The sequence below is a fragment of the Streptomyces sp. NPDC002537 genome, assembly GCF_053594975.1.
Genome location: NZ_JBSFWT010000139.1, coordinates 1 through 10,989, shown reverse-complemented (window position 1 = coordinate 10,989; position 10,989 = coordinate 1). Strand labels below are relative to the sequence as shown.

Sequence of the window (10,989 nt, the reverse complement as noted above, 5' to 3'; positions counted from 1 at the left end):
GGGGCGACACCCCGGTAACCCGCCCTACAGGACGCCGGAGGCCCGGGGGCGACACCCCGGCAACCCGCCCTACAGGACGCCGGAGGCCCGCCCGCGGCGCCCCAATAGCCCGCCGCAGGCGGCGAACCGGCTCGCGGCCGGGGCCCGGGGGCGGCGCCCCGAGGGGGCCCGGGGGCGCAGCCCCCGGAGAGAAGAACCGTCTTCCGGCCACCCCGCCGGAGGCGACTCCGGTTACCCCGAACAAACTGGCTATGCTCACCGCATGGCCGCACTGGGATGGATCACTCCCCGCAAGCGCTCCGCCACCGCACGCAGTGTGCTGGCAGGCGAGGCCGCGGCGGAGGCAGCCCGTAAAACCGCACAGGAGAGCGCGGACACCGCGGAATCCGCGGACATCGCGGCGGAGCCGGCCGAGCCGGAGTTCCCCGTCGTCGGCGACGTGCGCGCCGCCGCCTTCTTCGACCTCGACAACACCGTGATGCAGGGCGCGTCCCTCTTCCACTTCGGCCGCGGCCTCTACAAACGCCACTTCTTCCACAAGCGCGATCTGGCCAGGTTCGTCTGGCAGCAGATCTACTTCCGCGTCGTCGGCTCGGAGAACCCCGAGCACGTCGAGGACGCCCGCAACAGCGCCCTGTCCATCGTCAAGGGCCACCGCGTCTCCGAGCTGATGTCCATCGGCGAGGAGATCTACGACGAGTACATGGCGGAGCGCATCTGGCCGGGCACCCGGGCACTCGCACAGGCCCACCTCGACGCGGGCCAGAAGGTCTGGCTGGTGACGGCCGCGCCCGTCGAGACCGCGACGATCATCGCCCGGCGGCTCGGGCTGACCGGCGCGCTCGGCACGGTCGCCGAGTCCATCGGCGGCGTCTACACCGGCAAGCTGGTCGGCGAGCCGCTGCACGGCCCCGCGAAGGCGGAGGCGGTACGGGCACTGGCCGCGGCGGAGGGGCTGGACCTGGCCCGCTGCGCGGCGTACAGCGACTCCGCCAACGACATCCCCATGCTGTCGATCGTCGGCCACCCCTACGCCGTCAACCCGGACGCCCGGCTGCGCAGGCACGCCCGCGAGCGCGGCTGGCGGCTGCGCGACTACCGTACGGGCCGCAAGGCGGCGAAGGTCGGCATCCCGGCCGCGGCCGGGGTGGGCGCCCTGGCGGGCGGCGCGGCGGCCGCGATCGCCCTGCACCGCCGCAAGCGCTGACACGGCACTGGCGAACGGCACCGGCAACCGGCACCGACGACCGGCACCCGTGCCGGAACACCCGGGAATCCGGCCCGGGAACGCCCCCGGGCGACCCCACCGGGCCGGGCCCCGCACCCCGGCCGGGGCCGCGTCAACACCCGGCGCTCACATCCCGCCACCGGCGTACGGGCTGTTCGGACACGTCCGACACGGTGAGTAATCAGTCGTCACCCTCCGGCAATCCTGTCGTCATACCCTCACACAGCCCCCCTCAGTCCTCCCTCGTCCGGATTGCCACAACACGCTGCGCATTCGGCCACACCATTACCGAAACCGGTCAACTTCCTTTCAGGGTTCGATATTTGATCGATCTCGAAGCGGTAAGAGAACGAACGGAAGCGGTGATTTAAGCAACTCGGTGTAGCGCCGCCTGTACGAAGCGTTATTCTCCTCAGACGCAAACCGGTACCCCCTTGTCCCTACGACGAGTGAACGGTTCCGTACTGCACGTGATGGAAGCTCTGCCTCTGGGAGTCCCGTGTACCCACACGTCGGGGTTGACGCCTCGGGCCTGGCTACGCTGCGCGCAGCGGTCGTCGACCGCCTGCTCGGCTTCGTCCCCACCGCGTACGCCGTCCCCGCCTTCGCCACACCCGTCCCCGCCGGCCCCTGCTACGCCCTCGCCGAGGGCAGCGCGGCGGCGGTGGGCAGACGCGCCCGCCGCGGCGCCGGCGCCGGTACGTCCACCACCACCCGCCGTCCCAGCGCCGACAGCGACAGCGCCCGCATGCTCGACCTGGTCGAGCGCGCCCAGTCCGGAGAGGCCGACGCCTTCGGCCGGCTCTACGACCAGTACGCCGACACCGTCTACCGCTACATCTACTACCGCGTGGGCGGCCGGGCCACCGCGGAGGACCTCACGAGCGAGACGTTCCTGCGCGCCCTGCGCCGTATCGGCACCTTCACCTGGCAGGGCCGCGACTTCGGCGCCTGGCTGGTGACGATCGCCCGCAATCTGGTCGCCGACCACTTCAAGTCGTCAAGGTTCCGGCTCGAGGTGACCACCGGCGAGATGCTCGACGCCAACGAGGTCGAGCGCAGCCCCGAGGACTCCGTCCTCGAATCCCTCTCCAACGCCGCCCTTCTGGAGGCGGTGCGCAAGCTCAACCCCCAGCAGCAGGAGTGCGTCACGCTCCGCTTCCTCCAGGGCCTCTCGGTCGCCGAGACCGCCCGCGTCATGGGCAAGAACGAGGGCGCCATCAAGACCCTCCAGTACCGCGCCGTCCGCACACTGGCCCGGCTCCTCCCGGACGACGCACGCTAACTCTGTGCACCCGTTCACTCACCAGCGGTCATATCACTGGGGGCGCGTAACCCGGCCACCGCGCCAGTCGTTGTGGGGGGTGCAGACTCCCTCCGGTCACGCCATGCCCGTGTCCACTCACTCGATCGAGTGGACGCGTTCACGGCGTGCAACCCTCCTGTTCTTGAGGGGAGTCGACCGTCATGACGAGAGGAGGTGCCGCCTGTGATCGCGAATGTTTCGGCGCACCGGCGGGCGAACGCCTTCGCCCATGCCCTGGAGGACCAGGAACTCCAGGGCGCGGCGGCCACACAGCCAGGCCCATCGGCGGACGGCGCCGAGCAGGGCAAGCTGCTGGCCCTGGCGAGCGGACTGGGCGCGCTGCCCGTGCCCGAGCTCGACCCCGAGACCAAGAGCGTGCAGCGGGCGCAGCTGATCGCCGCCATGGAGAGCCAGTTCGCCGGAGGTTCGGCCGCCGCCGTTCCCGAGCCGCGCGGCAGCAGTGCCCGAGGCCGGGGCGCCCACCGGGCGCTCAGTCGGCTCAAGCCCCGCTCCCGCTGGTCGAAGGGGCTCGCCGCGGGCGGGCTGACCGTGGGCGTGGCCGCGGGCGCGTTCGGTGGTGTCGCGGCGGCGAGTTCCAACGCCCTGCCCGGTGATTCGCTGTACGGGCTGAAGCGCGGCATGGAGGACATCAAGCTCGGCCTGGCCGACGGCGATTCCGCTCGCGGCGGGCTCTTCCTGGACCAGGCGTCGACCCGGCTCCACGAGGCCCGGCGGCTGATGGAGCGGGGCCGGTCCGGCCCGCTCGACCTGGAGGCGCTGAACGAGATCCGCAGGACCCTCTCCGGCATGCGCCACGACGTCTCCGAGGGGCACCGCCTGCTGCACGAGGCCTACAAGCGGGACGGCTCCCTCGGCCCGATGGAGCGCCTCGACTCCTTCACCGCGCTGCACCGCGAGGGCTGGAGTCAGCTGCGGGACAAGCTCCCGGCCCAACTGGCCGACGTGGGCAACGAGGTGAGCTCGGTCTTCGCGGCCATAGACGATGAGGTCGGTCCGCTGCGTTCGCTGCTGCCCGCCCCTGCGGGCAAGCACGGGGCGGCGCCCAAGGCGGGCGCTTCTCCGCACAGCGGCCCGGAGAACCGTTCGGTGCGGCCCGCGTCGCCTCCGTCGGCGGCCTCGCCCACCGACGGCAGGCACAGCGGCGGCGGTCAGCAGCGTTCGGCGGACCCCGGTGGCGGCCAGCAGCACGAGGGGCTCCTCGGCGGCACGGGTCTGCTCCAGCCCCCGCAGGACTCCGGCAGCTCCAGTCCGGCGGGCCCCACGCACGGCGGCAAGGACGCCAAGCAGCCGGACATCACCATCCCGCCGCTCCTCCCGAACATCCTCCCGGGGCTGGGCATCCACAGCGAGCACGAGAAATAGCACGCACGAGAAACACGGGAAAAGGGCGAGAGCCCAGGCGGTCGGTGTTCTTCATCTCGGACTGAGCCCGTACGACGGGGGGGCTCAGAAGAACACCGACCGCCGCTGTACGAGCAGCTTGTACAAGGTGTGCTGAATCGTTTCTCGTACCTGATCGGTCAGGTTGAACATCAGCATCGGGTCGTCCGCGGCCTCCGGCGGATAGCCGTCCGTCAGGATCGGCTCCCCGAACTGGATCGTCCACTTCGTCGGCAGCGGCACCACTCCCAGGGGGCCCAGCCAGGGGAAGGTGGGCGTCAGCGGGAAGTACGGGAAGCCCAGCAGCCGCGCCATGGTCTTGGAGTTGCCGAGCATCGGATAGATCTCCTCGGCGCCCACGATCGAGCACGGCACGATCGGCGCACCGGCACGCAGTGCCGTGGAGACGAAGCCGCCCCGGCCGAAGCGCTGGAGCTTGTACCGGTCGGAGAACGGCTTCCCGATCCCCTTGAAGCCCTCGGGCATCACCCCGACCACCTCGCCCCGCTCCAGCAGCTTCTGCGCGTCCTCCGCGCAGGCGAGCGTGTGCCCGAGCTTCCGCGAGATCTCGTTGATCACCGGCAGTACGAAGACGAGGTCGGCGGCGAGCATCCGGATGTGCCGCCCGGCCGGGTGGTGGTCGTGCACCGCGACCTGGAGCATCAGCCCGTCGACCGGCAGGGTGCCGGAGTGGTTGGCGACGACCAGCGCCGCGCCCTTGTCCGGGATGTTCTCCAGGCCCTTCACCTCGACCCTGAAGTACTTCTCGTAGAACGGGCGGAGCGCGGACATCACCACCTGGTCGGTGAGCTCCTCGTCGTAGCCGAACTCGTCGACCTCGTACTCGCCGGTGATCCGGCGCCGGAGGAAGCTCAGCCCGTGGGCCAGCTTGCGGTCCCAGCTCTCCCCTGCCGACTCCCGGGCCTCTTCCGCCACGCCCTCCGCGTCCGCCGCCATGGCCTGCTCGGGCGGCGCCGTCTCCTCGTCACGCTGCTGCGGCACGGGGGCGAGCGCCGACTGCGCCCGGTTGGTACGGGGCCGGCCCGCGCGCTTGCCCTTCCGCTTCGACCGCGGTTCCTCGCCGAACGGGATGACCTTCGCGTCCGCCATGGTGGGTGCGCTCCTCAGTTCTGGCCGCGGCCGGCAGGCAGGACGGCGGCGATCCGGTCGACGGTACGGGCGAGCGTGCTGGGCGGAAGCAGCCCCGGGCCATGGCTGCGCGCGTAGTCCGCGAAGGCCCCCGCGGTCGTGTACCGGGGCTCGAACCCCAGCGTCTCCCGCATCTGGGTGGTCCGGACGACGCGCCCGTGGGTGAGCAGCCGGATCTGCTCGGGCGAGAAGTCCGTGACGCCGACCGAGCGCAGCGCGGAGCCGACCCAGGTGACGGTCGGCAGGAAGAAGGGAAGGGTGGGGCGCCCGAGGCGCCGGGCGGCCTGGGAGAGCAGCAGCACCCCGTCACCCGCGATGTTGAAGGTGCCGCTGTTGAGCGTGGCCCGTCCGGGTTCGCCCGCGGCGATCCGCAGCACCTCGATCACATCGTCCTCGTGGACGAACTGCAGCCGCGGGTCGAAGCCGAGGACGGTGGGCAGGACGGGCAGCGCGAAGTACTCCGCGAGCGGCGAATCGGCGCGCGGCCCGAGGATGTTGGCGAACCGCAGGACGCACACGGCCACGTCGGGGCGGCGGCGCGCGAAGCCCCGGACGTACCCCTCGACCTCGACGGTGTCCTTGGCGAAGCCACCGCTGGGCAGGGACTTGGGCGGGGTGCTCTCGGTGAAGATCGCGGGGTCGCGTGGCGCGGAGCCGTAGACATTCGTGCTGGACTTGACCACCAGCCGCTTGACGGAGGGCGTCTTCTGGCAGGCACCGAGCAGCTGCATGGTGCCGATGACGTTGGTCTCCTTGACCGAGGCCCGGCTGCCGCGCTTGCCCAGGGGGGTGCCGTTCACATCCATGTGGACGACGGTGTCGACACCGTGTTCGGCCAGAACCTTGGCGATCGTGGGATGGCGGATGTCCGCCCGTACGAAATCGGCCCCGCCGAGGTGGTGCTCGGGGGCCACCGCGTCCACCCCGATGACGCGATCCACGTCGGGCTCGCGCTGGATGCGGCGGACGAACCGGCCCCCCAGCTGCCGTGCGACTCCGGTGACGAGCACGACCTTGCCCAAGATCAGCGCCTTCCTTCCCACCCTCGCCAGTGGTGCACTGTCGCGGCCACCGTAGCGGGTCGTTGTTGCGCTGTGATGACCGGCGGCTGCGCGGAGCTACATTTCAAGCCGTAGCGAAAGCTTTACTCACCGCAACGCACCGCAGCCCTCCCACCGCCGGAGCGATGGAAGGGCTGCGGGACGTTCACAGCGGCGCCGCTTACTTCTTGTTGCGACGCTGAACTCGCGTGCGCTTGAGAAGCTTGCGGTGCTTCTTCTTGGCCATCCGCTTGCGCCGCTTCTTGATGACAGAGCCCACGACTACCCTCGCTTACATCGATTCACTCGGTGCGGGGCGTCCGAGCCCACACGACCTACATCGGGCCAGCCTACCCGGCACCGGGCGAACAACGTAATCCGAGGTCCCCGTCAGGCTGTTTCCACCCCCACGTAGGACTCCCGGAGGTACTCGTGCACCGCTTGCTCTGGGACCCGGAACGACCTTCCCACCCGGATCGCCGGCAGATGACCACTGTGCACCAAGCGGTACACGGTCATCTTGGACACTCGCATCACCGAGGCGACTTCCGCCACGGTCAGGAACACGACCTCGTTGAGAGGCCTCTCGCCAGCAGCCATGACACACCTGAACCTTCCGCACATGACGCGCACCGGCTTCCCCTCCGGTGACTCCTCGTCGCTGCGCGCTCACTCCCCAGGTTAGGGGCGGGTGATGCGAGTGGGGAAGAGGAGCAGCCATCGGCCGCCTACTGTGACAGACACGCTCGATTGAGTACATAGCGAGTAAGCGGTCGGTAGTAATCAGACCGCACAGTGTCATCAAGCGGAACGACGACGGACACCCGCCCCTCCGCCTCTCCGACGAACGGCGCCGGGTCGTCGGAATCCGCCAGTCCGATCGCCTCAATGCCCAGCTGACCTGCCCCGCAGACCCATCCGTGATCCCCGACGACCAGGGCCGGAAGCGACTCTCCCGCGTCCATCGCGGAGGCCAGCGCCGCCCGAAGCGGGAGCGGCGAATGCGTATGTGCGCCGGGCTCACTTCCGGCACTTCGCGCGCCGGGTTCACGCACCATCGCGACTCCTTGAACGTAGTCAAGGTTGTAAGTACGTACCCCGAACCGGGTCGTTATGTCGACACATCGCCCCTGCGCGGGGGTGAGCACACTGCATCCCGCCGCCGAGAGCCCCTCGGCCAACCCGGCGTAGAAACCCAGGAGTCGGTGGGGGTGCCCGGTGCCGATCAGCACCGGAGCGCCGGCCGCGGCCACCGTCGCCAGCCGGTCCGCGAAGGCATCGAGTGCCTCGATCGTACGGTCGGGGTCGATCACATCCTGCCCTGAAGCGTGATCAGGATCGGCCGAAACCCCACACCTTCGACCCATCAGTCGCAACAAGTCTCCCAAAAGCCAGTCGCGTTCGGGCTCCAACCCGAGCAGTACCCGGGGGTCCCGGGCCACGAACAACCGATAGCGCCGAAGACTCCGCTCCCGCGTCGTCGCCACGGTCCCGGACAGCCGGGCCTTGATCAGATGCGCACGCAAGGCACGGGGGCTCACCACATCCCAGATGCTCCCGCACCCCGCACCGCACCGCGTGCTTTCCGGTCCAGATCCCACGCTTGGCGTAACGACCGTCAGAACAACGACTCACCCGGCGACGGGGCAGGGCCGGCCGGGCTCCTCACGGCAGCAGCCCGTGCGTGGGGAAGACCGCCCGCCGGGCGGCCAGGATCGCCTGATCCAGGCGGTCGGCGGGGTCGTACCCGGCCAGGAAGTCCCGCCAGGCGGGCCGCCCCCCGTCCGTCATCCGCAACGGCCCCAACTCCCGCGTCAGCCGGAACACTTCGGCCCGCCATTCCTCCGGCACCACCGTCTCCGGCGGCACCGGCCGCCCGGCGGCGATCCCCACCAGGTGCGTCCAGCTGCGCGGCACCACGTCCACCACCGCGTAGCCCCCGCCGCCCAGCGCGACCCACCGGCCCTCCGCGTGTTCGTGGGCCAGCTCGTGGCACGCCTCCGCCACCATCCGCTGCGCGTCGACCGACACCGCCAGATGGGCCAGCGGGTCCTCGAAGTGCGTGTCGGCGCCGTGCTGGCTCACCAGCACCTGCGGCCGGAAGGCGGCGACGAGCTCCGGCACGACCGCGTGGAAGGCCCGCAGCCACCCCGCGTCCCCCGTACCGGCGGGCAGCGCCACGTTCGCCGCACCGCCCTCCGCCTCCGCGGGCCCCGTCTCCCCGGGCCATCCGGTGTGCGGGAAAAGGGTGTGGGGGTGCTCGTGCAAGGAGATCGTGAGCACCCGCGGGTCCTCCCAGAACGCCGCCTGCACCCCGTCCCCGTGGTGCACGTCCACGTCCACGTACACGACCCGTTCGGCCCCCAGCTCCAGCAGCCGGGCCACGGCGAGGGCGGCGTCGTTGTAGACGCAGAAACCGGACGCGGCCCCCGGCATCGCGTGGTGCAGACCGCCCGCGAAGTTCACCGCGTGCAGCGCCTCCCCGCCCCATACGGCCTCCGCCGCGGCCACCGACTGCCCGGCGATCAGCGCCGACGCCTCGTGCATGCCCGCGAACGCCGGGTCGTCCGAGGTGCCCAGGCCGTACGAGGCGTCCGCGGCGACCGGGTCCGCCGAGGCCGCCCGCACGGCCGCGATGTAGTCCTCGCGGTGCACGAGCCGCAGCGTCGACTCCCCCGCCGGCGGGGCCCCGACCACCTTGAGCTCGCGGTCCAGCCCGTACGCCTCGACCAGGCGCATGGTCAGCGCGAGCCGCACCGGATCCATCGGGTGCCCCGGGCCGAAGTCATAGCCCCTTACCGCTTCGTCCCACATCAGCTGTGCCTGGCCGCTCATGCCCGCCACCGTAGCGGGCGTCCACGGAGCCGAAGGAGGTGGCATACCGGAAAGCGACAAGCAGCAGAATCATCGGCACGCCCATGGCCCACCGGTAGCTCCACACCTCCCCCAAACCGCCGACGAGGGGCGAACCCACCAGAAATCCCACATAGTTAAAGATATTCAGCCGGGCGATCGCGGCATCGGCGCCCCCGGCACCGAGCCTCTCGCGGGCATTCCGCCCGGCCGCGGCAAAAGTCTGTGGCACGATCACGCTCAACCCCAGCCCCAGCAAAGCGAATCCGGCGAGCCCGAGCCATGCCCCGGGCGCCACCGCCACGACGCCGAAACCGCACACCGCGAGCACCGTCCCGGCCCGCACCACCCGCACCGCACCGAAGCGCCGTACGGCGAGGTCGCCAACAGTACGGCTGAGCAGGGTGGTTGCCATATAGGCGTTGTACGGGACGGTGGACAGCTGGTCGGAACTGTGGAGCACGTCCTGGAGATATTTGGCGCTCCAATTGGAGACGGTCGAGTCCCCTATGTAGGCGAAGGCCATCACCAGGCAGAACGGCAGCAGGAATCGCATTCCGCGCCCGGTGTCACCGTCCCGGCCCTGGCCGCCCGGGTCTTGGCCGTTCGTGCTCCGGTCGATGTACCAGCGGCTGGCGACGAGGGCTGCCGGTACGGCCACGGCGACGACCGGCCCGTACAGCGCCGCGAGGGAGATCCCCGTATGCGCGCCGGCCCAGGCGAGCGATGCGCCGACGATGCCGCCGAGGCTGTACGCGGCATGGAAACCGAGCATGATGCTGCGCCCGTACGCGTGTTGGAGGCTCACTCCGAGCATGTTCACCGAGGCGTCGAGGGCGCCCACGGTGAGTCCGAACAGCCCCAGGGCGAGGGCGACTTGCCAGAGCGCGTCACCGGATCCCGCCGCGAGCAGGGAAAGGCAGACGAGGGGTTGCGCCCAGCGGAGTACGGCACCGGGCCGCACATGTGCGACCAGGCGCTCGGTGCCGACGCTACCGATCCCGGCGAGGATCGGTACGGCGGCGAGAAAGGCGGGCAGGAGCCCGTCGGATATCCCGTATTGGGTCTGGATGGCGGGTATTCGGGTCACGAGGAGAGCGAAGACCACGCCTTGGAGAAAGAAGCTGACGGCCAGGGACCGCCGACCGTGTCCGAGCCGCGAGGGCGCATCCGTCATGGCCGATGAGGGTACGGTGCGGGGCTACCCCTGGACAGCTCCTTCGCACGAGGAGTTGTCCATGCGAGGAGCCGGTTCGGGAAGGGGTTGAGTTCGGGAGGGGGTTGGGTTCAGGAGAGGAGTTGGGGGAGTTCCGTCAGGCTTTCGAAGCGTCCGGTGGCTCCGGTGAGCCGGTCGCGCGGGGTGAGGGAGGTCAGTGCGTACACGTCCATTCCCGCGGCGACGGCGGCCTGGATGCCTCGGGGGCTGTCCTCGATGACCACGCATCGTCCGGGTTCGATGCCCATGGAGCGGGCCGCGTGGAGGAAGAGGTCGGGGGCCGGCTTTCCCTTGCCGACGTCGTCCGAGCTGAAGATCCATTCGTCCTCGAACCACTCGTCGAGGCCGGTGCGCCGGTGTCCCACACGGATTCGCTCGTGGGAGCCGGAGGATGCCACGCAGTAGGACACGCCTTCCGCGACGAGCCATTCGAGCGCCTCCACCGCACCCTTTATGGGCTGGAGTTCCCGCTCGAAGGCCTCGAAGGTGCGTGCGTGCAGGGTGTCGTCGAATTCGGCCGGGAGTTGCTGCCCGGTGCGCTCGAGGACGAGATCGTGGACGCGGTGGACGGCGGCGCCCATGTAGTCGCGGAGGGAGTCCTCGTAGCTGGTGGGGTGGCCCACTTCGGTGAGGTACGCGGCGAGGATCCGATTGGCGATCGGTTCGCTGTCGACGAGCACGCCGTCGTTGTCGAAGATGACGAGGTCATAGCGCATGACGTCACCTTAAACGCAAAAAAGCCGTAGACCCCGGGTCTATGACCCGGGGTCTACGGCTTCTTAAAATTTGTTCGGCG

The 10,989-nt window shown here is 70.2% G+C and carries 11 protein-coding genes; 3 read left to right on the top strand and 8 right to left on the bottom strand.

What is annotated here, in order from left to right; translation table 11 throughout:
- Window positions 1-262 precede the first annotated feature (262 nt).
- The 3 genes from ACWD4A_RS33910 (at window position 263) to ACWD4A_RS33900 (ending at window position 3,917) form a co-directional block, all read left to right on the top strand.
- A complete protein-coding gene (locus ACWD4A_RS33910; protein WP_451200045.1) occupies window positions 263-1,207 on the top strand; it encodes an HAD family hydrolase in 945 nt (314 codons plus the stop codon).
- A 520-nt stretch (window positions 1,208-1,727) separates the two neighbouring features.
- Window positions 1,728-2,513 carry an ECF subfamily RNA polymerase sigma factor, BldN family gene (locus tag ACWD4A_RS33905; protein WP_451200042.1) on the top strand — a complete coding sequence of 262 codons (786 nt, stop codon included), beginning with the start codon at window positions 1,728-1,730 and terminating at the stop codon, window positions 2,511-2,513.
- A gap of 204 nt (window positions 2,514-2,717) precedes the next feature.
- Window positions 2,718-3,917: a DUF5667 domain-containing protein gene (locus ACWD4A_RS33900; protein ID WP_451200040.1), complete on the top strand. Its 1,200-nt coding sequence runs from the start codon at window positions 2,718-2,720 to the stop codon at window positions 3,915-3,917.
- Window positions 3,918-4,001: 84 nt separating this feature from the next.
- Here ACWD4A_RS33900 and ACWD4A_RS33895 read toward each other — a convergent pair whose 3' ends face one another.
- From ACWD4A_RS33895 to ACWD4A_RS33860, 8 genes are all read right to left on the bottom strand, one after another.
- Complete coding sequence (locus ACWD4A_RS33895) at window positions 4,002-5,045, bottom strand: lysophospholipid acyltransferase family protein (protein WP_451200037.1); 1,044 nt, start codon at window positions 5,043-5,045, stop codon at window positions 4,002-4,004.
- Between the two features lie 14 nt (window positions 5,046-5,059).
- Window positions 5,060-6,106: an NAD-dependent epimerase/dehydratase family protein gene (locus tag ACWD4A_RS33890; RefSeq protein WP_451200035.1), complete on the bottom strand. Its 1,047-nt coding sequence runs from the start codon at window positions 6,104-6,106 to the stop codon at window positions 5,060-5,062.
- Between the two features lie 199 nt (window positions 6,107-6,305).
- Window positions 6,306-6,404 (bottom strand): 30S ribosomal protein bS22, encoded by a 99-nt coding sequence (locus ACWD4A_RS33885; RefSeq protein ID WP_003948845.1) that lies wholly within the window; start codon window positions 6,402-6,404, stop codon window positions 6,306-6,308.
- A gap of 110 nt (window positions 6,405-6,514) precedes the next feature.
- Window positions 6,515-6,724 carry a helix-turn-helix domain-containing protein gene (locus tag ACWD4A_RS33880; RefSeq protein ID WP_031145511.1) on the bottom strand — a complete coding sequence of 70 codons (210 nt, stop codon included), beginning with the start codon at window positions 6,722-6,724 and terminating at the stop codon, window positions 6,515-6,517.
- A 128-nt stretch (window positions 6,725-6,852) separates the two neighbouring features.
- The gene (locus tag ACWD4A_RS33875) at window positions 6,853-7,668 is read right to left on the bottom strand and encodes a phosphatase (RefSeq protein ID WP_451200034.1); all 816 of its coding nucleotides are present in this window, start codon (window positions 7,666-7,668) and stop codon (window positions 6,853-6,855) included.
- 121 nt (window positions 7,669-7,789) lie between these two features.
- On the bottom strand, window positions 7,790-8,959 hold the full coding sequence (locus ACWD4A_RS33870; protein WP_451200031.1) for an acetoin utilization protein AcuC: 1,170 nt from the start codon (window positions 8,957-8,959) through the stop codon (window positions 7,790-7,792).
- Window positions 8,910-10,154, bottom strand: coding sequence for an MFS transporter (locus ACWD4A_RS33865; protein WP_451200030.1), 1,245 nt, complete (start codon window positions 10,152-10,154; stop codon window positions 8,910-8,912). The genes ACWD4A_RS33870 and ACWD4A_RS33865 overlap by 50 nt, the downstream gene beginning before the upstream one ends.
- Before the next feature lie 110 nt (window positions 10,155-10,264).
- Window positions 10,265-10,909 (bottom strand): HAD family hydrolase, encoded by a 645-nt coding sequence (locus ACWD4A_RS33860; protein ID WP_451200028.1) that lies wholly within the window; start codon window positions 10,907-10,909, stop codon window positions 10,265-10,267.
- Between the last annotated feature and the right edge of the window lie 80 nt (window positions 10,910-10,989).

Bases quoted from the DNA above. Each gene is read 5' to 3' on its own strand.
- ACWD4A_RS33880 (WP_031145511.1), bottom strand. From the start codon at position 6,724: ATGGCTGCTGGCGAGAGGCCTCTCAACGAGGTCGTGTTCCTGACCGTG.
- ACWD4A_RS33860 (WP_451200028.1), bottom strand. From the start codon at position 10,909: ATGCGCTATGACCTCGTCATCTTCGACAACGACGGCGTGCTCGTCGAC.
- ACWD4A_RS33910 (WP_451200045.1), top strand. From the start codon at position 263: ATGGCCGCACTGGGATGGATCACTCCCCGCAAGCGCTCCGCCACCGCA.
- ACWD4A_RS33870 (WP_451200031.1), bottom strand. From the start codon at position 8,959: ATGAGCGGCCAGGCACAGCTGATGTGGGACGAAGCGGTAAGGGGCTAT.
- ACWD4A_RS33895 (WP_451200037.1), bottom strand. From the start codon at position 5,045: ATGGCGGACGCGAAGGTCATCCCGTTCGGCGAGGAACCGCGGTCGAAG.
- ACWD4A_RS33865 (WP_451200030.1), bottom strand. From the start codon at position 10,154: ATGACGGATGCGCCCTCGCGGCTCGGACACGGTCGGCGGTCCCTGGCC.